This is a genomic window from Natrinema salsiterrestre (genome assembly GCF_029502005.1).
GTDB classification, from domain to species: Archaea; Halobacteriota; Halobacteria; order Halobacteriales; family Natrialbaceae; genus Natrinema; species Natrinema salsiterrestre.
Genome location: NZ_JAMQOT010000001.1, coordinates 395,422 through 417,140 on the forward strand (window position 1 = coordinate 395,422; position 21,719 = coordinate 417,140).

22 protein-coding genes and 1 tRNA gene are annotated in these 21,719 nt (G+C 65.7%); 9 read left to right on the forward strand and 14 right to left on the reverse strand.

Features of this window, described 5'->3' with window-relative positions:
- Positions 1–44 precede the first annotated feature (44 nt).
- The 5 genes from NDI89_RS02000 to NDI89_RS02020 form a co-directional block, all read right to left on the reverse strand.
- Complete coding sequence (locus tag NDI89_RS02000; protein WP_277519829.1) at positions 45–2,885, reverse strand: DEAD/DEAH box helicase; 2,841 nt, start codon at positions 2,883–2,885, stop codon at positions 45–47.
- 68 nt (positions 2,886–2,953) lie between these two features.
- On the reverse strand, positions 2,954–3,526 hold the full coding sequence (locus tag NDI89_RS02005; RefSeq protein WP_277519830.1) for a hypothetical protein: 573 nt from the start codon (positions 3,524–3,526) through the stop codon (positions 2,954–2,956).
- 127 nt (positions 3,527–3,653) lie between these two features.
- On the reverse strand, positions 3,654–4,886 hold the full coding sequence (locus NDI89_RS02010) for an ABC transporter permease (RefSeq protein ID WP_277519831.1): 1,233 nt from the start codon (positions 4,884–4,886) through the stop codon (positions 3,654–3,656).
- A complete protein-coding gene (locus NDI89_RS02015) occupies positions 4,883–6,166 on the reverse strand; it encodes an ABC transporter permease (RefSeq protein ID WP_277519832.1) in 1,284 nt (427 codons plus the stop codon). The genes NDI89_RS02010 and NDI89_RS02015 overlap by 4 nt, the downstream gene beginning before the upstream one ends.
- Positions 6,156–6,917 (reverse strand): ABC transporter ATP-binding protein, encoded by a 762-nt coding sequence (locus NDI89_RS02020; RefSeq protein WP_277519833.1) that lies wholly within the window; start codon positions 6,915–6,917, stop codon positions 6,156–6,158. The genes NDI89_RS02015 and NDI89_RS02020 overlap by 11 nt, the downstream gene beginning before the upstream one ends.
- Before the next feature lie 498 nt (positions 6,918–7,415).
- On the opposite strand from NDI89_RS02020, the gene NDI89_RS02025 reads away from it, so the two are divergent.
- The 3 genes from NDI89_RS02025 (at position 7,416) to NDI89_RS02035 (ending at position 9,512) form a co-directional block, all read left to right on the forward strand.
- Entirely contained in the window at positions 7,416–7,793 is a 378-nt protein-coding gene (locus NDI89_RS02025; protein ID WP_277519834.1) for a hypothetical protein, read from the forward strand.
- A gap of 149 nt (positions 7,794–7,942) precedes the next feature.
- On the forward strand, positions 7,943–9,121 hold the full coding sequence (locus tag NDI89_RS02030) for an inorganic phosphate transporter (protein WP_277519835.1): 1,179 nt from the start codon (positions 7,943–7,945) through the stop codon (positions 9,119–9,121).
- Between the two features lie 181 nt (positions 9,122–9,302).
- Positions 9,303–9,512, forward strand: a complete 210-nt coding sequence (locus NDI89_RS02035; RefSeq protein ID WP_226004026.1) for a cold-shock protein — start codon at positions 9,303–9,305, stop codon at positions 9,510–9,512.
- Positions 9,513–9,887: 375 nt separating this feature from the next.
- On the opposite strand, the gene NDI89_RS02040 is transcribed toward NDI89_RS02035, so the two are convergent.
- Complete coding sequence (locus NDI89_RS02040; protein ID WP_277519836.1) at positions 9,888–10,220, reverse strand: hypothetical protein; 333 nt, start codon at positions 10,218–10,220, stop codon at positions 9,888–9,890.
- 281 nt (positions 10,221–10,501) lie between these two features.
- Positions 10,502–10,575 (reverse strand) — tRNA-Tyr (locus NDI89_RS02045).
- A 125-nt stretch (positions 10,576–10,700) separates the two neighbouring features.
- Here NDI89_RS02045 and NDI89_RS02050 point away from each other — a divergent pair.
- The 3 genes from NDI89_RS02050 to ftsZ all read left to right on the forward strand — a co-directional run bounded on the left by NDI89_RS02050 (position 10,701) and on the right by ftsZ (position 12,899).
- Positions 10,701–11,330 (forward strand): double zinc ribbon domain-containing protein, encoded by a 630-nt coding sequence (locus NDI89_RS02050; RefSeq protein ID WP_277519837.1) that lies wholly within the window; start codon positions 10,701–10,703, stop codon positions 11,328–11,330.
- 196 nt (positions 11,331–11,526) lie between these two features.
- Positions 11,527–11,706, forward strand: a complete 180-nt coding sequence (locus tag NDI89_RS02055) for a ribbon-helix-helix domain-containing protein (RefSeq protein ID WP_226004019.1) — start codon at positions 11,527–11,529, stop codon at positions 11,704–11,706.
- Positions 11,707–11,708: 2 nt separating this feature from the next.
- A complete protein-coding gene (ftsZ, locus tag NDI89_RS02060) occupies positions 11,709–12,899 on the forward strand; it encodes a cell division protein FtsZ (protein ID WP_226004018.1) in 1,191 nt (396 codons plus the stop codon).
- A gap of 259 nt (positions 12,900–13,158) precedes the next feature.
- Here the strand turns inward: ftsZ and ncsA are convergent, their stop codons facing one another.
- A complete protein-coding gene (ncsA, locus tag NDI89_RS02065) occupies positions 13,159–14,118 on the reverse strand; it encodes a tRNA 2-thiolation protein NcsA (protein WP_277519841.1) in 960 nt (319 codons plus the stop codon).
- A gap of 156 nt (positions 14,119–14,274) precedes the next feature.
- Between ncsA and NDI89_RS02070 the strand changes: the two genes are divergently transcribed.
- Positions 14,275–14,973, forward strand: coding sequence for a hypothetical protein (locus NDI89_RS02070; protein ID WP_277519843.1), 699 nt, complete (start codon positions 14,275–14,277; stop codon positions 14,971–14,973).
- A 32-nt stretch (positions 14,974–15,005) separates the two neighbouring features.
- On the opposite strand, the gene NDI89_RS02075 is transcribed toward NDI89_RS02070, so the two are convergent.
- Positions 15,006–15,725 carry an alpha/beta fold hydrolase gene (locus NDI89_RS02075; RefSeq protein ID WP_277519845.1) on the reverse strand — a complete coding sequence of 240 codons (720 nt, stop codon included), beginning with the start codon at positions 15,723–15,725 and terminating at the stop codon, positions 15,006–15,008.
- Positions 15,726–15,906: 181 nt separating this feature from the next.
- Here NDI89_RS02075 and NDI89_RS02080 point away from each other — a divergent pair, with 181 nt between their 5' ends.
- Positions 15,907–16,605 carry a DUF7095 family protein gene (locus NDI89_RS02080; RefSeq protein WP_277519848.1) on the forward strand — a complete coding sequence of 233 codons (699 nt, stop codon included), beginning with the start codon at positions 15,907–15,909 and terminating at the stop codon, positions 16,603–16,605.
- Positions 16,606–16,618: 13 nt separating this feature from the next.
- Here NDI89_RS02080 and NDI89_RS02085 read toward each other — a convergent pair whose 3' ends face one another.
- Positions 16,619–16,990, reverse strand: coding sequence for a DUF7344 domain-containing protein (locus tag NDI89_RS02085; RefSeq protein WP_277519851.1), 372 nt, complete (start codon positions 16,988–16,990; stop codon positions 16,619–16,621).
- Between the two features lie 128 nt (positions 16,991–17,118).
- Here NDI89_RS02085 and NDI89_RS02090 point away from each other — a divergent pair, with 128 nt between their 5' ends.
- Positions 17,119–17,793, forward strand: a complete 675-nt coding sequence (locus tag NDI89_RS02090) for a helix-turn-helix domain-containing protein (RefSeq protein WP_277519853.1) — start codon at positions 17,119–17,121, stop codon at positions 17,791–17,793.
- Between the two features lie 39 nt (positions 17,794–17,832).
- Here the strand turns inward: NDI89_RS02090 and NDI89_RS02095 are convergent, their stop codons facing one another.
- From NDI89_RS02095 to NDI89_RS02110, 4 genes are all read right to left on the reverse strand, one after another.
- The gene (locus tag NDI89_RS02095; protein ID WP_277519854.1) at positions 17,833–18,834 is read right to left on the reverse strand and encodes an arsenic resistance protein; all 1,002 of its coding nucleotides are present in this window, start codon (positions 18,832–18,834) and stop codon (positions 17,833–17,835) included.
- Positions 18,835–18,979: 145 nt separating this feature from the next.
- Positions 18,980–19,768 carry an ABC transporter permease gene (locus NDI89_RS02100; RefSeq protein WP_277519856.1) on the reverse strand — a complete coding sequence of 263 codons (789 nt, stop codon included), beginning with the start codon at positions 19,766–19,768 and terminating at the stop codon, positions 18,980–18,982.
- Complete coding sequence (locus tag NDI89_RS02105) at positions 19,761–20,774, reverse strand: ABC transporter ATP-binding protein (RefSeq protein ID WP_277519858.1); 1,014 nt, start codon at positions 20,772–20,774, stop codon at positions 19,761–19,763. Before NDI89_RS02105 ends, NDI89_RS02100 begins: the two co-directional genes overlap by 8 nt.
- Positions 20,775–20,876: 102 nt before the next feature.
- Positions 20,877–21,611 (reverse strand): GNAT family N-acetyltransferase, encoded by a 735-nt coding sequence (locus NDI89_RS02110; protein ID WP_277519860.1) that lies wholly within the window; start codon positions 21,609–21,611, stop codon positions 20,877–20,879.
- Positions 21,612–21,719: the final 108 nt, after the last annotated feature.

Here is a 21,719-nt window from a genome sequence, read left to right on the forward strand (position 1 = left end):
CGGTTCGGAACGTCATCGCCGTTCGCCGACCGCAACCGGTCTCGTCAGTCCCAGAACGATTGCGTCCGCGCGTACTCGCGTTCTTTCGAGAGAATATCCCGGTAGAACTCGTCTTCGTCCTCCCGGAGCTTGTTGATGATCCGGGCGGCGTTGTGCGGACCGACGCCGCGGGCGGCCATCGCGATCACGGCCCGCTTGCCGTGGCTCTGGACGAGGCTCGCGGCCCGGAAGGCGCGTTCGGTCATCTCCCGTTGTTCGTCGTCTTTCTCCTGGGCCCTGACGGCCCGGACGACCTCGTCGGCCCACGGGTTCAGCGACGCGATCCGGGTCGAGCCGCACTCCGGACACTCCGGCTGGTCGCGGACTCGCTTGACTTTCGTCTTCACTTTCCACTCCGTGCAGTGCGTACAGCACAGGATGACCCGGTCGTTCTGTATCCGCTCCCGGACCGTCTTGATGACGCTCGCGTCGGCGTTCTCGGGAGCGAGCAGCTCCTTCCCGCCCGACGACCGACCGCCCAGCCCGACCGGCGTTCGCCCGCGATGGGTCACCAGCTCGAGCGCGCCCGACTGTACCCCCTCGAGCACCGAACTCGCGCGCTCGATATCGAGGTCCTCGTGGAACACCTCCCGGATCGCTTCCTCGTACATCGGCGTGTCCTCGAGCGCCGACAGCAACCGGTCGTTCGAGATGCGGCCCGACCCCTGATTCTGCCACCGCTTGAGCGCGCCGAACTTCGCGGAGACCTGCGCGAGCCGGAACGCGAGCGCGTCCGAGCGCTTGAGCCCGAGTTCGACGATCGCCTCGACGTGGTCGGGATCGGTCTCCTCGAGCACCTCGATCACCTCGCTGGTCGCGATCGAGTTCGGCACCTCGAGTTCGATCCGGTAGGGATCGGTCTCGAGCCCGACCGACGACCCCGCGCGCTGGCCCAGCAGCGCGGAGAGGATCCGACCGAGCGTCTCGTTCGCCGTGTGGCCGAAGGGTGCGTTGAGCACGATCGTCCGCCCCTGACGCTCGAGCACCAGCCGATCGGCCGTCGGCATCGGCGACTCGCTGTCGATCTGGTCCTCGAGTTGCGTGCAGGCCTCGGTCAGCGTGTACTCGTCAGACGGATACCGGTGCGCGAGTTCCCGCCCGACCGCGGCGGCGTCGGCCCCCGTCTCGAGTTGCGGTTCCGCGACGGCGCGGATCTCGCCGACCTCGCCCGCGACCGCGGCGGGGACGGGGATCTCCTGGCCGATCCACGACGGCACCTCGCCGGCGGGGTCCTCGATCGGGCTGACTTTGACTCGGGCCTCCTCGTCGTCGATCTCGGCGATCCGCCACATCTCGCCGCGCTGGATGAACACCTCGCCCGGCTGGGCGAAGTTCACGACGAACCGTTCGTCCAGGGTCCCGATCTGGCCCCCCGAGGCGATGTCGTGGACCTCGTAGGTCTCCTCGTCGGGGATCATCGAGAGGTTGGCGTAGACGTACTGCCAGGTACCGCCGGTGGTCTCGATGCGGTCCTCGCCCTCGTCGAACCACAGGATCCGATTCCGGTCGAGTTCGGAGATGATCTCGCGGATCGTCCCCTCCGGCACGTTTCGGAACGGGTACGACCGCGTCACGGTCTCGACTGCGTCGTCGACGTACGTATCACCGCGACTCTGGACGATCGCCGGCAACTGATTCGCGACCACGTCCAGACTGCCCTCGTGGATCGCCGCGGGCTCGACCTCGCCGTCGCGGGCCCGGCGAGCGATCGCCAGCGCCTCGAAGGTGTCGTCGGGACGGGTCGTCACGATCGTGCCGCTCGAGACCTCGTCCTGCCGGTGGCCCGCGCGACCGATCCGCTGGAGGAGTCGGGTGACCTGTCGGGGACTCTTGTACTGGATCACGTGATCGACCTGTCCGACGTCGATCCCGAGCTCCATCGAGGACGTACACAGCAGTCCGTCGATTTCGCCGGCCTTGAACCGGTCCTCGACGTCGATCCGGGCCTCCTTCGAGAGCGAGCCGTGGTGGACGCCGATGGGGAGACCGAGTTCCTTGAACCGCGATCCGAGCGCCTCCGCCGTCTGCCGGGTATTGACGAATATCAGCGTCGATTCGTTTCGTTCTACCAAGTCCCGGATCAGCCGGACGTGACTGGCCGTATCCGCCTCGGTCATGAGTTCGCCGGCCAACCGCTCGTCTTCGTCCGTGATCTCGGGCTCGCGGACCGTCACGTCGACGTTGCTCCCCACGTCGATCTCCCGGATCTCGCAGGGGCGACCGCCCGTGAGGAACTGCCCCACCTCCCCGGGATCGCCCACGGTCGCCGAGAGGCCGATCCGCTGGAATCGCCCGGCGAGGTCGTGGAGTCGCTCGAGGCCGATCGCAAGCTGTGCTCCCCGCTTCGATGCCGCGAGTTCGTGGACCTCGTCGATCACGACGTGAGACACGTCCGCAAGGGCCTCGCGCAGCCGCTCGCCCGTGAGCATCGCTTGGAGGGTTTCGGGCGTCGTGACCAGCACGTCCGGGGGGTCTTCGGCCTGCTTCCCGCGCTGGTACTGGGTCGTATCGCCGTGGCGGACGTCGACCTCGAGATCGAGATAGTCGCCCCACCACTCGAGGCGCTCGCGCATGTCGCGGTTGAGCGCTCGCAGCGGGGTGACGTAGAGCGCGCCGAACCCCTCCGGGGGGCCGTCACCTGCCACGAGATGGTCGAAGACGGGCAACATCGCCGTCTCGGTCTTGCCGCTCCCGGTGGGCGCGATCACGAGCGTGTTCTCGCCGGCCGACAGCGGCGGAATCGCCAGTCGCTGCGGTGCCGTCGGCTGGGAGAACCCGCGTTCGGAGAGCGCGCCTCGAACCGTCGAGCCGAGGTGCGTAAACGCCGCGACGTCCCCGTCAGTCATCTGAACGCGCTAGGGACGAACGGCGGATAAGGGCCACGTTTCCGCTGTCTTCGGCGCGGGGGCTCGGCTCACTCCTCGGACTCGGCGTCGGTCTCGTCGTCGGATTCGTCCAGCGTCTCGGTATCGGCGTCGGTGAGGTCCTCCGCGAGGTCTTCGTCGACCGTCATCTCCCCCGGTGCTGGCGGTTCCTCTCGAACGTCGGGCTCGGTGCGCTCTGCGATCTCGTGGTCCGATCGGTCGTCGGCGTATTCGGCGTTGGGTGCCGCCTCGTCGAGTCCAGTACTCTCGCTTTCGTCGTCGCCCTCGATCGCGTCGGTGAGGTCCCTGATATCGGTCGGGACGGCACCACCGGTTCGATTCCGAATCGTATCGATCGATCGGTCGTCGGGAACGGCGTCCGCAGCCAGACTCTGAACGTCGTCGGGAACGATGTCTCCCATTTCGGCCCGAACCTCGTCGACGGACTGGATGGGGACGTCGTCCCGCGGACCGAGTACTCGCATAACGAGGTAGGTAACCACGAGAACCCCGACTGCCCCGAGGAGGTGTCTGACGAGATGCCACCCGGACGAACCGTCGGCCGCGGATCCCGTTTCGGACGCCGAACGCGCTCGATCGCCGGCTGGTGTTCGGACTCTCATTGCTAGCCGTACGCGCTCAGGTGGGAAGTGGGTTCGGGGTGCTCAGGCCGGCACGAATCGACCGAAACGGTGCCGGAATACGACTCGGTCCGTCTCTCGAGCGGCGGCGACGCTCGCCCGTCGCGCGCTAGATCTCGAGGTGTTCGATGCGGGCGTAGCGGCCGGCTCGCCAGCCGGCGACGATCGCGACGGCGGTTCCGACGACGAGCGCGAGCGCGAACCCGCCGAGATAGACCGCGGGGGTCGTCCGGAGCAGCCGCTCGAAGCCGAGGACGGACGCCGCGAACCCGTTGAGGGCGAACACGACCGCGGGCGTCGCGGCGAGGCCGACGAGGCCGCCGAGCAGGCCGATGGCGAGGCCCTGCGAACCGATCGTTCCCGCGAGGAGCGGCCGAGAGAGGCCGATGGCCCGGAGCGCCGCGAGTTGCTCGCGCTGTTGGCGGGCCACGAGCGCGAACAGGTTCGCGGTCAGGACGACGCCGCCGACGACCGCGAGGCCGACCAGCGTGGCCCCGCTGGCGAGGACGATCGTTCGCTCCTCGATCATCGAGGAAACCTGTTCGTCGCGGGTTCTGACGTCGTATTCGGGGTACTCCTCGCGCAACTCGCTCGCGACGACGGCCCGATCGGCGTCGTCCGTCACGTCGGCGGTGATGAACGTCGCCCGGTCGGTACCCGACGTGCCGGCGACGGCCTGCAGGTCGCCCAGTGGCACCGTCACCGTCGGCGACCCGAGATACTGCGAGTAATAGTCGGAGATCCCGACGACGGTGAACTCGTGTGTCAGTGCCGTCCGTCTGCTGGCTCCGACGTGGATCGTATCACCGACGGAGACGTTCAGTCCGTCGGCGACTCGCGGATCGAGTACGATCTCGTTCATCTCCGGCTCCTCGGGCGGCGGTGTGGCAGCGGTCTCCGCGTCGACCTGGAACCCCCGTCCCTCCCGAAAGTCGAACCCGTCGTGGGTCTCCTGAACGCCGACTGCGGGCCTGCGTTCCAGGGCCGATTCGTTCGGGCCGACGTAGACGTCGTACATCGCGATCGGGGAGGCGCTCTGAATGTCGTCCCGCGCGGTGATCGCCGTGGACTTGGCGTGTGCACCCACGATCGGGTTTTCGGTCCCGCTCGCGGCCGGATCGACCGGGTCGCTCGAGATCCAGATGTCCCGGTCGGCCCTGTCTAATCCCCGTTCTCCCTTCTCGACGACGCCGACGCCGAGACTCGCGAGCACCGTCACCGAGAGCACGGCCAGCGCGACCGCGAGGACGGTCATCGCGGTTCGGCCGGGCGACCGCCGGAGCTGTGCGACGGCGACGCCGACGACCGCGCGCGTTCGAATCGCGATCTCACGCATCGTCATCGGTTCACCTCCTCGAGGACGGACGTTCGCGCGGCGACGGCCAGCGGGTACGGAACGGCGACCAGTCCCGAGAAGAGCGCGACGGCGATCGCGTACGGCGCGAACAGCGGATGGAAGTGGGCGACCGCTCCCGGGGCGACGGTCCCGCCGGCGATCGTATTGACACCGACGATCCCGACCATCCCGAGGCCGATCCCCGCGACCGATCCCACCAGCGTCGTGATCACCGTCGACACTGCGACGACGGCGAGCCGGCTGTAGGTCGGAAAGCCGACCGACTCGAGGACGGCGAGCATCCGACGGTCCTCGTCGACGGTCATCCCCATGGTCGTCGCGACGAACGACGCACAGATCGTCACGCCGACCAGCAGGGCGAGCACGCTCGTCGCGAACGCCAGCCCGTCGTCGAACAGCGACGACGGATCGGTCTCCCCGGCGACCTCGACTGCGGCGGCCGGATACGCATCGGTAGCGGCCGACTGGGCCGCCCGGGATTCGCCCCAGACGAGCACCCGATCGGCGAGTTGCCCGTCGTCGGCACCCGACACGGACTGGAGCTCGCTCAGGTGGACGAGCGCGATCGGCGCGTCGGAGCCGCTCGCCCCCTCGTCCGCGACGGCCGTCACCCGCACCGAGGGAGCGGCGCTACTCGTCCGCCCGCCCGGACCCGTCGAGACCGCGAGCTCGTCGCCCGGAGACGCACCGAGTCGCTCCGCCGCGGTCGACGAGAGCACGATTTCACCGGTCCGTGGACCGCTGTACGACCCGTTCGCGTAGTGGGGGTCGCCCGACTCGAGATCGGCCGTCGACAGGCCGGCGACGGTCCGCGACTCGTCGTCCGGAACGACACCGACCAGACGGACGGTTCGGGGCTCGCCGTCCGAGGACTCGAGCTGTCCCGTCTCGAGCAACACCGGCGACGCGTGTTCGACGCCGTCGTGCGACCGAATCGTCGCGGCCTGATCGTTGGTCGCGCCGAGGCGCGGTCCCTCGACTCCGTCGACGGACGAGAGCGTGCCGCCCTCCTCGGGCGTAATACGGACGTCGGCGTCGTCCTGATTCGCTACGCCGCCGCCGGCGAGCGCCAGTGCGATCCCCGTCACGACGACCAGCAGCGCGATCGTCAGCGCGACGGCGGCGATCGTCGACGCGATTCGGCTCACCGTCGTTCGCGTCGCTCGCCGCCACCATCTGGAGAGCGTCAGTCCGACGATGCCCCGCCAGCGCGCCCGTCGGCCCGAACCGACGTCGTCGGGCAGTTCGTCGCCCTCATCTGACATCGTCCACCCGTCCGTCACACAGCGTGATCACGCGATCCGCGACGTCGAGGGTCGCCTCGTCGTGCGACGCGACCACCACCGCCCGATCGCGTCCGATGTCGGTCAATAACTCGAGGACCGCCGTCCCGGTCGCCGTGTCGAGCTCGCCCGTCGGCTCGTCGGCGACGATCACGTCCGGGTCCGTCGCCAGCGCCCGTGCGATCGCGACCCGCTGTCGTTCGCCGCCGCTGAGCTCGCCGGGGCGGTGCGTACTGCGATCCCCGAGGCCGACGTCGTGCAGCAGGTTCGTCGCCCGCTCTCGCCGGTCCGATCGCGGGAGACCGGACTGGACGAGCGGCAACGCGACGTTCGCACGCGCGGACAGCGACGGCAACAGATGGAACCGCTGGAACACGATTCCGATGTGGTGTCGCCGCACCCGCGTCCGTTCCGCGTCCGACAGCGCCGCGATGTCGGTCCCTCGCAGTTCGACCCTGCCGGCCGTCGGGACGAGCAGCCCCGCGACCGCGTGTAACACCGTCGACTTCCCGCTTCCGCTCGGCCCCTCGAGCCCGACCGTCGTCCCCATCGGGACCTCGATGGAGACGTCTCGAAGCGCGGTCACCGTCCGCTCGTCGCTCGAGCGGAGTCGGCCGCCGCTCGCTCCGTATTCGTGGGTTACCCCGTCGAGACGAACGGCCGTCGTCGATTCGCGTTCACCCGCCCGATCCCGCACCGGCGATCGCGAACCGCGTACTGTGTGGTTGAACATCCCCAACGGTCTCACTCCGATCGAACGCCACACCGACTCATTGTTTCGACCCGGTTACCCCACTCAGACGACTGCTAATCGGTTTCCCGCGATCAGGATCGAACCACAGTCGACGGCGATAGTGTGGAGTCAGCGACTGTCCCTCCCGTCGAACCTCCTTCGAGCGTTCGAGGGGGCACCGCTACGGTAGGGACGCGTTGTGCGCTGAACCGGCACTGAAACGGGCGCGTACACGTTAGCGACCGATCACGTCGTCTCGCCACCGTGTCCGAGTCGGCGACCGGCTCGCCGAATCGGACTCGAGACGAAGACGCCGCTGAGGACCAGCAGTCCTGAAACGCAGCCGTTACTGACCCAAACGATTTCCACGGGCACCTCGAAGACGAACAACGAGATGGCGGTACACGCGACCTCGATCGAGCGGATCGAACGGAGGCCGATATCCCGGTCTCCAGAACCGGACTCGGCCGCGGCCGACGCCGGCCCGATTTCCCGCCCATGAATCCACGCTACGTCGACGCCGCGATCGACCTCGCGTACGGGGTGTTGATCTTCGTCTCTATCGTCCTGATCGTGTACGCCGGGACCGAGATCGGCCTCGCGTTCGGGTTCGGCGTATTGGTCTCTTACGCGCTCCACGTCGTCTGGAAGATGGCTCGGTTCGATCCGGACTGGATGACGACGGCCGTCGAGGAAACGGTCGAAGAGACGGTCGAGCAGACGATCGAGGAAACCGTCAGGAAGCAGGTGGAACCGGTACGAGAGCACGTGGAAACGGTCGAGAAACGGGTCGACCGACGGCCGCGCGAAGACGAGGTCGAGGAACTCATCGAAGACACCGCCGACGGCGACGCGCACGGTCGGTCCGATCCCTGAACCGACGTCGCCGAGTCGTGCACCCGTCACGATCGCATTCGCATCGAACAGCCGCTACCGGTTCGCGGAAGCGCCGCGAACGGTTGTCACGACGATCCGGGGGGCACAGTCTTATGGGCCTCACCATCCTACGTCAGCGAGTAGATAGTATGGTCACGGTGCTGCTTTTCGTCGGCGTCTTCGTCGCGATCTTCGTCGGGTACAACATCGGCGGCGCCACGACGGGACCGGCGTTCGGCCCCGCGGTCGGTGCCAACGCACTATCCAAGTCGAGCGCTGGGGCACTGATGACCGTCTTCTTCTTCGTCGGCGCGTGGACGATCGGCCGCCGCGTCGTCGACACGCTCGGGAGGGATCTGGTCGCCGATCCGGGCATCTTCACGCTGGAAGCCAGTATCGGCGTCCTCTTTTTCATCGGGCTGGCGCTGTTCGTCGGCAACTTCTTCGGGGTTCCGGCATCGACGTCGATGACCGCCGTCGGCGCGATTGCGGGACTCGCGCTCGCGGGCGGGGAACTGAACTTGGCCGTGATGGGCGAAATCGCCATCTGGTGGATCGTCGCCCCCTTCATCGGCTTCTGGGTCTCGCTGATCATCGGCCGGTACTTCTACGCGTTCCTCAACCGGCGGGTCGCGATGGTTCGGAGCGAGGGTCCCCTGATCGAACTCGACCGCTCCGGGCTCGTCCCGCTGCCCGTTCCGAGTCAGACCACGACCCGGCGCGAACTCGGCGGCGTGGCGACCGTCATCGTGATCGGCTGTGTGATGGCGTTCAGTTCCGGCACCTCGAACATCGCCAACGCGATCGCCCCGCTGGTCGGTAGCGGCGCGCTCGAGATGAACCCCGCAATCATCATCGGCTGTCTCGCGGTCGGTATCGGGACGTTCACCATCGCCCGACGCACCCTCGAGACGATGGGAAACGACCTCACCGAGCTCCCACTGACGGCCGCCATCGTCGTCGCGACCGTGAGCGCCACGCTCGTCACGTTCCTGTCGTTCATCGGTATTCCAGCGAGCTTCGTCATCATCGCGACGATGTCCATCATCGGCCTCGGATGGGGTCGCGCGACTCGCCCGATCACGGTCTCGGAAGCCGTGCGCGGCGACGAACGGACACCGGTGTCGGTCGGCGCACTGACCGCCGACGAGGAGGGCGAATCGATTCCGCCGATCGGCGAAGAGACCCCCGCCGACATCCCGAGCGCAGCGGATCTGTTCGATCCGGCGACGACCGCTCGAGTCGTCCTGATGCAGAACGTCGTCCCGGTGATCGCGACGGGGGGTGCGTACCTGACCTTCCGGTTCGTTCCCGTCTTCGGCATCTGACCGCGATGGCGAGCGACGAGACACCGCTCGAGATCGGTGCGTGAATGCGAGATCCCACGTCCGCTGGACCCTCGTACCCGCAAGATACTCGCGGTAAGTGCGTGTCCGAATGGCCGAAAACAGTGGTCGCAACTCGGATTTCGGAAGGGTTATCCCGCATCCGGATCTACGTTCGTTTGTAATGGCACACGGTAAAGTTGATTTCTTCAACGACACAGGCGGCTACGGTTTCATTTCGACTGACGACGGCGATCTCGACGACGACGAGGACGTCTTCTTCCACATGGAGGACGTCGGCGGCGAGGATCTGACGGAAGGGACGGAGGTCGAGTTCGATATCGAGTCCTCACCGAAGGGGCCTCGCGCGGCGAACGTCGTCCGTCAAGAGTAACACATCCGTCGCTCACGGCGACGACTACCGACTTTGTTTTTTACACACCCACGCATCTAGCCGTGCTGTTCGTATACTCTGCACTCGCTCTTTCGGCCCGAGGGGCTCCCTCCGAAACTCCGAATCCGCGACGGCGAGATGGTCGCCGTTCGAACGAGTTCACCGTGATCACCGAATCACGAACGGTCACCCGGTCGACGACGATGGCGGAATGTCTTACGGAGAGCGAGGAGTGTGCGCTCGCGTCGTGCTGTGACGCTGTCTCCACATCCCGTTCCTACCGTACGCGACCGTCAACGGTCCGTTCATCCCGTACTCGTTCGAGCACACGATCACGTCGCTCTCCCTCGAATAGCTCGCCGGTCGTCTGATGCATCATACACCTGTCTGACACACCTCCAGCGATTGATTCAACATCTGAAACTGTGATTGGAACAGGAGTTCCGAAGCGTGTAGAGAGAGGCCATCTCCGTCGTGATACTGCCAACCGTTGCACTCGTAGCGACCGAGGTACTCGTCGTCCTCGGGGCCGAGCGCACAGTTTTGGACGTCCACGCCGTCTCCGAGCGTCACCTCGTCACCCAACCGCCCGAACGATTCGATCAGCGCCTCGCGTGGATCTGCTCGAGTCCACGACTGAGTTTCGTCGTCGCGTTCCTCGAGGAAGTCGACGGACTCACCGTCGGTAGGCTCCGGGAAGGTGCTCATCGGCCTCGAGACACCTCCTGAACGTCGTGTGGTCCGTTTACACAGACTCGGCGGGGGATACCGCCGGCTGATATCTCGGTGACCATGCGGCCACCGCAGTGAGGACAATGCCGGTTCACGCGGCCCACCCCCTATGGATATCTCTGCTACAGAATCCGCAAGCGGGCGCGGACCGCCGTTTTGTATCGAGTTCCAATCCAAATTTTGCGCCGTCTCAGATCGGGTGAAATCGAAAGACGGCGGTCTATTCAAGGTCAGCCGTACTTCGACACGAGAAGGAGTCCGCCCTCCCCGATTTGAACGGGGGGCAAGTCGATCTACAGTCGACTGCTCTACCAGTCTGAGCTAAGGGCGGGCACTCAAACGTAGCCGCCGTGGTGCACATAAGGGTTATTATTCGAGACGACACTGACGTGTCAATAACTACGAACGGCAGAATGATTGATAAAGGAGGCGTAACAACAACGGGGTAACTCGCCCATGAGCAAGATCACGTTCCGCGCCGACGACGACCTCGTCGAGCAACTCGAGGGGCTCGAGATCTCCAAGAGCGAAGCGATGCGCGAGGCGCTTCGCTCCTATCTCGAGGACGGAGATATGGCCCAGAGCGGTGCCTCGGGGTCGGATACGGAACGTGACGACGAGGGCGTGATCGACGAACTGGTTCGCGAACGGGTCGACGAGCGGATCGCGACCCGTCTTCGGGAGCTCGGACTCGACGGTGCGCGCTCGCGTGCGCACGGCTCGAGCCCGGCGCGCGATCCACAGGACGTCAACGTCACGATCTCGCTCGAGGGGGCGACGACCCAGTCGGAGGAACAGGTTCGGGTCGACAGCGGTCACGCGCGTGAGACAAGTGACGGACACCAGGGGCCGAGACAGTCGCAGGGACCGGCGGACGCGGCGAGCGAGGGCGGTGTGCAGTGCAACCAGTGTGGCGACCACATGAACGGAGATCACGTCTACTGTCCCAACTGCGGCGAGAAGGCGTCACGACGCCTGTTCTGTGACTGCGGCGACGAGATTCGGTCCGACTGGTCGTTCTGTCCGGGCTGTGGTCGTCGAACGCCCGCAGCAGATGTCCTCGAGTCGAACGGTTCCCAGTACTGACCAGTGTAAGACGAAGACAGTCACGTCCGACGAAAGCTTTATTATCTATGCCGGACATCCCACTATTCGCGTAAGACGGATTGTCTTACACCCGTCGACGAGACGGAAAATCGCCCGATGTCGGGCGGTTTCGTCGTAAGACACGCCGCGTCTGACAGGGGCGCGCCACCGTCTTACCCAACGGGGAATACAAACCATGGAGCGTGTGACACTGCGAATCCCGAAACAGCAGATCGAGGAAGTAGAGCAACTGGTCGACTCGGGCGAGTTTCCGAACCGGAGCGAAGCGATCCGGTCGGCCGTCCGTGAGATGATCAACGAACAACAGGACGCGCCGAACGAGCAGTCCGGCAAACGCAACTGGGCCAAGGTGTAACAATGCAGGATATCGTTCAGGACGCCTTAGAGAACGCGGAGGAAGAGTCCCGGGACATGGGCGACGTCTCGATGGACGACGACGAGTTCGGCGAACCCCGAATCGTCATCGTCGGTTGCGGCGGAGCCGGAAACAACACGATCAACCGGTTGTACAACATCGGCGTCGACGGTGCCGACACCGTTGCGATCAACACGGACAAGCAACACCTCAAGATGATCGAGGCCGACACGAAGATCCTCGTCGGCAAATCCCTCACCAACGGGCTCGGTGCCGGCGGCGACCCCTCGATGGGCGAGCGCGCGACCGAGATGGCCCAGGGAACGATCAAAGAGGTCCTCGGCGACGCGGACCTCGTCTTCGTGACCGCCGGGATGGGCGGTGGCACCGGCACGGGTGCTGCCCCCGTCGTCTCGGAAATCGCGAAAGAACAGGGTGCGATCGTCGTCGGAATGGTCTCGACGCCGTTCAACGTCGAGCGCGCCCGCACGGTGAAAGCCGAGGAAGGGCTCGAGAAGCTGCGCGAGCAGGCCGACTCGATCATCGTGCTGGACAACAACCGACTGCTCGATTACGTCCCGAATCTGCCGATCGGGAAGGCGTTCTCGGTGATGGACCAGATCATCGCCGAGACCGTCAAGGGGATCTCGGAGACGATCACCCAGCCGTCGCTGATCAACCTGGACTACGCGGACATGTCCACGATCATGAATCAGGGCGGCGTCGCAGTGATGCTCGTCGGCGAAACCCAGGACACGAACAAGACCGACGAAGTCGTCAAGGACGCGATGAATCACCCGCTACTCGACGTCGATTACCGCGGTGCGTCGGGCGGGCTCGTCCACATCACCGGCGGACCCGACCTCACGCTGAAAGAGGCCGAGGGCATCGCCGACAACATCACCGAGCGCCTCGAGGCCTCGGCGAACGTCATCTGGGGCGCCCGGATCCAGGAGAGCTACAAGGGCAAGGTGCGGGTCATGGCCATCATGACCGGCGTCCAGAGCGCACAGGTGCTCGGACCGACGACCCAGAAGCAGGCCGACAAGTCCCGCCAGAGCATCGAGGGAGTCAACGACGCCGAGTTCGACGCGAGCAAGAACGTCGAAAACGCGACCCCCGAGTACGGCGCACAGAGCGACGGTGGCCACAACGAGGTCGACAAACAGAACGGCGTCGACGTGATCCGGTAATCGGATCGCGACGGCGATCGATCGCGGCGCGGACACACTGTTGACACACCGCTGGCGTTTCGATCGGTACCCGCCTGCCGTCCCGCTTTTCATCGATTCCCGTCGCACGTACCGATAGTCGTCACGCTCTGTTCGCGTCGGACTATCGGAACCCGAAGCGTCGAGACGCGCTACGCCTCACCGACGTTTACAGCTGTATACGGCAGACAAACGGTTCAGAATGAGGGAATGTGCTGAGAGAGAGAGCGACGGCACCGAATCAGACCAGCGACTCGAGCAGCGAGCACTTCCGGCAGACCTCTCGAGTGGTCGTCGACCCGCACTCGACGCACTCCTGAAGGTCGGCCCCGTCGTCGCCGGCGTACTTTTCGGCCGCGATGTCCGCGAGTTCCTCGTAGCCGGAGAGGATCGAGTGGCGAGTCCCGGGGTGGTTCTCCTCGAGGTCGTAGATGAGCTGCTGGATCTCGCCGCGGTAGGCTTCGCTCGCGTGGGGGCACTCGGTGATGTGTGCGGGGAGGTCGTCGATGTGAGCGTAGAGGGCGACCTCCTTCTCGGGAACGTCCCGCAGCGGTTTCGCCCGCGGGACGAACTCGTCTTGCTCCTCGCGCTCGGAAATCGGGCCGAGGCTGGCGTCGAAGTGTTTCGCCATCTGCTCGACGTCGCCCTCGAGGATATTCATCAGCGCGGTCTGGGCCTCGTCGTCGAGGTTGTGGCCCGTCAGGAGGAGGTCAGCCTCGAGTTCCTCGGCGTATTTCGAGAGGAGATCGCGCCGGAACACGCCGCAGTAGGCGCAGGCGGCCATGTTCTCGGGGTCGTCCTCGACGACGTCGTCCATCCGGACGCCGAACTCGTCCTCGTAGCTGACGAGTTCGTGGGGGATTCCGAGGTCGTCGGTGAGGTCGACGCACGCCTCGACGGATTTGTCGCGATAGCCCTCGATCCCCTCGTGAATCGTCAGTCCGACGAGTTCGATGCGGGGGTCGTCGTCGAACGTGTCGTGGAGGATCTGCGTGAGGACGACGCTGTCCTTGCCGCCGGAGAGCCCGATCACCCACGTCTGGGGGTTCTCGGGCGTCGCGTCGTGCGGGACGAGATCGTCCCGTCGGACTCGGCGGCGCACCCGCTTTTCGACCGACTCGCGGAAGTGATCGTCACAGAGGTGTGCCCCGGAGTAGGCGGCGTGCATGACCGCCTCCTCGTTGCACCGGTTACAGTCCATTAGCGGATGGATTGCCGTCGGACGCGTATGTCCGTTTCGTCTCCACAGCAGTTCCGCCCGCGAGACCACGTTCCCCCGCTCGAGGTCGATCTCTCGGAGGCGACGACAAATCGTGTCAGTCGAAACGTATTACGGCTGGCCGCGAGATGCCGAGGTATGGTGATCTACGAGCGAACGCCGTCGGCGGACTATCGGCACATCGACGAGTTCGACGGCGGGTTCGGTTGGCTCGCCCATCCCGACGAAGCCGGGCTACGGGCGAGTCACGCACTCCGCGGCGACGAGGGTGGCGTCTGGCTGTTCGACCCGCTCGAAGCCCCGGGAATCGACGACGAGATCGAAGCGCTCGGCGAGGTCGCCGGCGTGGTCGTCTGTTCGGCATACCACGCTCGCGACGCCGATCGGTTCGCTCGTCGGTTCGACGTTCCCGTCTCCGTCCCGACGTGGCTCGAGCGGGTCCCCGAGCGGATCGACGCGCCGCTGGAGCGGTTCGAGGGTGGACTCGCGGATTCGGGGTTTCGCGTCCGCGAAGTGAGCCCGGTCCCGGGCTGGTCCGAAGCGATCGCGTACCGACGGTCCGATGGCACGCTATACGTGCCGGATCTCCTCGGGACCGCGCCGCCGTATCTCGCCGGCGACGAACGGCTCGCGGTGTACCTGTTGCTTCGGCCGGTCGTTCCGACGGGCGTCTTCGAGGGGATCGCGCCCGAACGGATTCTCCTCGGTCACGGAACCGGTATTTTCACCGACGCTGCGAGCGTCCTCGGCGAGGCGCTCGCGACTGCACGACCTGGATTCCCGCGCGCCCTGCTCGAGGGCGGTTCCCAACTACGCGCACTGCTCGACGCGCTCTGAGCGGGTCGCCGTCGATGCGACGGCGAACGGATTCAGGCGGGGATCGGTTTTCGCTCTTCGACGGCGTCGGATCCGTCCTCGAGCGCGGCGAGCAGGAGGTCGACGTAGCGGTCGCGTCCGGGAGCGGAGAACAGTTCGTGGCCGCCGTTGTAGAGGACGACGTGTTCGGCGGGGACTCGTTCGCCGATCGGCCGCAGGCTGACGACGGGATCGCGAAGCGAGCAGAAGACGACCGCGTCGTGGTCGATCGTCAGCAGCTCCGACTGTGCGCGGCGGGTTTCCCGGACGAACGCGGGCGAGATCCACGACGGCGTCGTCTCGATCTGGTGGTCGGTCGCCCGCTCGCCCAGCGCCTCCCGATCGAGGTCGCCGATCGGGAGACACGGGAACGAGGTCGGGAGTTTCGACACCGCCTCGAGAACCGGCTCCGGGAAGCCCTCGCCGTAGCCCCACCACGGACTCAGGTAGACGTGGTTGTCCGCACCGTCGAGTGCCTGTGCGACGAGGGAGCCCGCGCTGTGGCCCAGCAGCTGGTACGCCTCGAGGTCGCGGACGTACTCGGCGACCGGCTCGAGCCAGTCGGCTTTGAAATCGTCGATGTTCGTGGGGAGTTCGAACGCGTGAACGCGGTAGCCGGCCTCGGTCAACTGCCCGATGAGCCAGCTCACGTTCTCGTGGGTCCAGCGGTTGCCCCACCCCATGACGAAGACGAGTTCCTCGTCACCGTCGTCGTTGAAGATCCGGTGTCGCATGGGATTCGGTTCACCGCGAACTACTAAAAAACCTGATCTCTAGACGCGACGATCGAGACGATCGCGGCTACGAGACGGCAGGTCACGGACCCGGACCGGTCGCTCACGCGCCGGGCTGCCGTCGGAACACACACGCGGCCCAACTGAAAGCGATTTGCACGTCGAGGTCCAACGGCGACCAATGAGTGGATTTGACCGCAGTGACGCGGTCGACCGCCTCGAGGAGATCGTCGACACAGTCGCGAACGAGCGGATGCCGGTGCCCGTCCGCGAGGTCTGGGCCTTCGGCGACGTCGCGCTCGGGCTCGACCCCGTCGAGCGACTGGACGTCTACGTGACGAAGGACATTCTGCTGCGCGACGACAGCGAGCCCGCGTCCGCGAGTACCGCACCTGGCGAGTCGGACCCGCGGGATCCCGAAACCGAATTCCGCGAGTCGCACGGGATCGAAGGCGTCGGGAAATCCGTTCGAGCGGACTGGGCTCGCGACCATCCCGACTACCTTCGGGCCAACGCGAACGGCCACGCCGCGCCCGAGCAGTGTCTCGCCGCCCACCTCCTCGCGGACGACGAACCGATCCACCTCGAGGTCTGTAACGCGCCGTTCGAGGACAACGTCACCCAGCGGTTGCGCGGCGCGCAACTGCGGGACGACTACACCCAGTTGCTCGATCCGCGAGGGGTCTGCCTCCGGGCCGAGGGAACGAGAAGCGACGAGGCGTTCCGGAAGCTCCGCGAGGGCGAACTGGCGCTGCCGACGCTGTCCGCCGCCCTCGAGATGCTCGGACTGGACGACGACGAGGCCGAGACGGCGGCCCGGGAACTCCACGCGTGGCGAGAACAGCAAGACGGTGCGACGGTTCGCGGCGATATAGTCTAACCCGACTGGGGGTTCAACCGTCGACCCGGCTATCGCGTAGATCCGCGACCGTTTCCCGAAGCCGATCCAGCTGAGCCGCGATCGTCTCGCGGTCGGCGCGAACGACGCCGCGTTCTCGGTCGTACTCGACCAATCCGGCGTCCTCGAGTTTCGGCAGGTGGACGTGGCGCAGTTCCGTCGCGACGGTCCGCCGGTCGGGATCGTCCGACGTCCCCTCCCGCGTTCGATCCACGATGTAGTCGGCGATCTCCACGTGGTCGAGCTGCACCGCGTCCGTTCGCATCGCGTACCGACAGACAGATCGGCGGTACGGGTCGCTCAACGCGGCGAACGCTCGCCCGATCGGAGTCGGTTCTTCTGCCGCCGTCCCGTCCTGGTAGTTCATCGTTCACCAATGGAGGACCGCATCGGATAGGTGCGGCGCGGCAGTATTCACGCTGTTTTTAAGCATCCTTCGTGAGGGTCCGGCCGAAACGGGGAAACCTTCCGACCTCCTACGAGCGATATCTCCCGATGCTGCTCGCTACGCTCTTGGTCGATTATCCGATTCTCCGCGAGACCTTGTCGAACGCTCCCGGCGTGACTCTCACGTGGGAACAGTCGGACCTCACTGGCGACGGCGACCACCGAATGCTCGTCTGGGTCGACGGCAGTGACGACGAGATAGCGGCCTTCGAAGCGGGTCTCGATGTAGACCCGACCGTCGCCGAGTCGCTGCAGGAAATCGCGTTCGGCGACCGCTGGCTCTACCAACTCGAGTTGACGTCCGCGGGCAAGGCGACGAGCGTCTACCCGACCGTAATCAAGGAGGGTGGCGTCTTACAGGAGGTGACCGCGACAGACGAGGGGTGGTTCTTTCGCGTCGCGTTCCCCAGCAACGAGGCGCTCGAGCGGTTCCACGCGTTCTTTCTCGAACGCGACCTCGAGGTCGACGTCCGGAAGCTACGCGATACACGCGAGACCGCCGACAGCGGTGACACCCGCTCGCAGTTCGGGGTGACGAACCGGCAGCGCGAGGCCCTCGTCGCCGCGGTCGACGCGGGCTATCTCGACATTCCCCAGTCCTGTTCACTGGCCGAACTCGGCGAGCGACTCGACATCTCCCAGAACGCGGCGTCGGAGCGGTTCCGTCGCGGCGTCAGAACGCTCATCGAGAACACGGTGTATTCGGACGATCGGTCGCTGTAGATCCGGCGGGTCAGACCTCGGGCCGGTCGGCCGCCGAGTTCACTCCTCGGATGCGGTGCCGGGAATCGAGATCGGCTCCGAGGGCCTTGTAACGAGCCACGCCGGGACGACTCGCGTGAGGACGACCATGCCGGTCAGTTCCACGAGCGTCTGCGTGACGACCACTGCCGGTGCGAGTTCGTAGCCCGCCGGCAGTGCGAGCGCGAGCGGAAGCACGACCAGCGAGTTCCGCGTGACGGACGTAAAGACGAGCGCGCGGCTTTCACCGACGTCCATCCGGAGGATCCGGGCCCCGACCCGCCCGAGCAGCGGCATGACGACGAGGAACGCGACGTATACCGGGACGACGGACGCGATCTGTCCGATCGAGTCCTGAACGCGCGGGAACTGCGAGGCGATCACGACCAGCAGGGTCGCGGCCATCATCGGGACCGGCAGCCACCCCATCGCCGACTGCCATCGGCGGGCGGTCCCCGACCGCGTCGCACCCAGTTCGGTGAGCCACGCGAGCGTCAGCGGCAGGACGATGAGGGTGAGGAACGCCTCGAGGAACGGCTCGGGGTCGACGACGGACGCGATCTGACTCCCCATGAACAGCCAGAGGTAGACCGGCAGGAGGAGCAACTGCAGGATCAAGAGCGCTGGCGTCGCGGCAGTGATCTGCTCGGCGTCCCCGTCAGCGAGGTCGGTAAACGGGATCACGTAGTCGATACACGGCGTCAGCAACACCATGAACGCGCCGACGAGGAGCACCGGCTCCCGCGGGAGGAACCGGGTGAGTCCGTAGACGACGACCGGGACGACGAGGAAGTTCATCCCGAGTGCGCCGGCCATGAACCGACCGTTCGTGAAGGCCTCGCGAAATCGGACGAACGGAATCTCGAGGAAAGTCACGTACAGCAGTACCGCCAGGACGGGAGTGATGAGTCGCTCGAAGAGCGGCGCAGTGGCCGGTTTCCCCGCACCGATGCCGACGGCGAGGGCGACCGCGACCGCATACATGGCGACCTGGTGGCGTTGTATCCACTCCTTCGAGCGCATTATCCGAGTATCGGCCCGAGATCCTAAATCAGCCGCGGTCTCACACGGATTCGAACGACGGCGCGGGCGACGCGTAGCGAAGAGTGTCAGACGGCCGTTCGCTGTCGGAGCCGCGGGCGACACTTCCTGGGTCAGGGTCGACGGATCAGGAGATATCGATCCGTTGGAACCACAACTGAGCCGCGACGAGGAAGCTGACGGTCATGGCCAGGAGGATTCCCGCGCCGACGAGGTCGTAGCTCCCGTCGATGAGGACCGCGTTGGGATCGTAGTAGCGCATCGGCGCGATCGCGCCGATCGCCTCGGCGTCGGTCCCGGTCAGTAACGATTCGGAGAGGAACAGTGCAAACGTGACGCCCAGCGCGACGCGCTGGGCGATCGCCGCTCGATCGAAGATAACGGACGCGAACAGGCCGATCCCGGCGCAGGCGAAGAGATACGGGATCGAAAGCAGGTGGACCGCGAGCACGTCCGCGGCCCCAATGGGGTGGCCGATCAGGCGAGCGCCGACGTAGACGACGATCGGCGGCAGGAGGTTCGCTCCGACGATCGGGACCGCCATCGCGGCGAATCGCTCGCCGACCACTCGCGATCGGGAGATCGGCATCGCGAGCACCACGTCCATCCGCCCGCGGTCGACGTCGTCGGCGATCGTCCCCGCCGTGGCGTAGGCCAGATAGAGGCCGAGCAGGATGATCCACCCGAACGTGTAGAGTTCGAACGAGAGGAATCCGCCGAGACTCGCCATCGTCCGCACGCCCATCACCTGCAGGATCGGTTCCGGATAGGCCGCGAGCAACTGATCGAGATCGACCTCCGCCTCGAACGAGGGATAGACCCAGATGACCATCGCGGCGAGCAGAGACAGGCCGATCGAGAGGTAGATGCTGCCGCGAATCCGGCGGCGGCCGTCGTACCGCGTCAGCTCAAACATCGTTCTCACCGCCCTTACCGCTCGAACCACTCTCACCACTCGCATCAGTACCAGCGGCCACGCGGTCGTCCCCGTCCGAGCCAACGTCGCCCCCATCGTCACCGTAAAACCGCATGAATACGTCCTCGAGCGGCGCTTCCTCGATCGAGAGATCCAATACCCGGGACTCCCGGAGCCGGTCGAGCAAGACGTTGACGTCGCCGGTGAACGTAAACGCCCGTTCGCTCCCCCGAGGGACGTCGTCCGTCTCCGAGTTCGGACCGGCGGCCGTCTCGAGGTCGTGAACCCCGTCGATCTCGAGGGCCGCCGGCGGGATCGGCTCCGCGGTGCGCAGGCGAACGAGCTTGCCGCTCCTGTCCAGCAGCGACTCGACGGGTTCGACCGCGACCAGTCGTCCGTTCCGGATGATACCGACCCGGTCGCAGAGTCGACGCACCTCGCTCAGGATGTGCGAGGAGAAAAATACCGTCAGGCCCCGCTCCCGTTCGGCCCGGACGAACTCGTTGAACCGCTGTTGCAACAGCGGGTCGAGGCCGCTGGTCGGCTCGTCCAGGATCACCAGGTCGGGATCGTGCATAAAGGTCGTCACGAGCCCCAGCTTCTGGACGTTTCCGCGCGAATACTCGCGGATCTCGCGATCCAGCGGCGGGTCGAACAGCTCGAGCAACTCCGCGCTGCGCTCGTCGCCTTTGATCGACGCGTGCAACTCGAGGACCGCTCGTCCGGTCGCCGTCTCGTCGAACGCCGGGCTGTCGGGGAGGTAGCCGAGCCGGCGCTTGACCGTGAGAAGTTGCTCCTCGTCGGTGACGTCGTGGCCCAGCAGGCGCGCCGTTCCGGCAGTCGGCGAGAGCAATCCGAGCAGCGTGCGGATCGTCGTCGTCTTCCCCGCCCCGTTGGGCCCGAGGTACCCGAAGATCTCCCCGCGCTCGACGTCGAACGTGACGTCGTCGTTGGCGAGCACCTCGCCGTAGTCTTTCGTCAATCCCTCGAGTTCGATCGCGGCCATACGGTCGTTTCACCGGGATACCATATCGATGTAGTGGTCCCCCTCGAAGACGAGGGAGACCGAGATGGAAAATAAGCGGGCGGGACCGTCGTCCGCTCTCACTCACCCGAGCATGACGCCCATCATCTGCTCGGCGACGTACTCGCCGTCGATCTTGTAGTGGGCTTGCCGGATCGCTTCGGTCTCCCAGCGATGCTCTTCGAGGAACCGAACGGCGTCCTGATTCGTCGCGGGAAGGCTCTGATACACTTTCTCGTAGCCGTTGGACGATGCCCACTCGAGACCGCGTTCCATGAGGTGACTGCCGATCCCGTGGCCGCGGTACGCCTCGAGCACGCCGATCGTGAGTTCGGCGGTGTGCGCGAGTTTCTCGTAGTTCGGAGCCCGGAGCTGGACCCAGCCGACGACGTCGTCGTCGACGGTCGCGACGAAGAAGATTCGGGATTCGATGTCGTTGTGCCGGAAGACCACCTCCTCGTGGTCCAGCAGGTCGACGACGGTCTCCGCGACGAGATAGTCGTTCTGCTCGGCGACGTTGCGCATGACGCCGACGAGTCCCCTGAGGTCGCCCTGTTCGGCCGGTCGAATGGCGAACGTGAGATCGTCGGTCGTGTAGTTCGTTTCGATGCCAGTATCGATCGCGATCCGGAGGTGCCCGTCTCCTTCGTCGAGGAACTCCTCCTCTATGAGGGAATCGATCGTTTCACGGAGCCTGCTCGGTTCGAGCGCGAACTCCGTCTGAAGTTCCTCGGGGGTGGCGGTCCCGTTGCGCTCGACGTACTCGTAGATCGCTTCCTGTTCTCGCGTCTCGAACTGGAGTTTTTCGAGGACTTGCATGCTAGATATAGTTCTCCGCCATCGTACTTAGATATTGACATGTGTTAGCATATACCACACTTTTTGGTTCGAGGGAGTTTTCAGGCACCAAAATGCGACTGCGTCCTC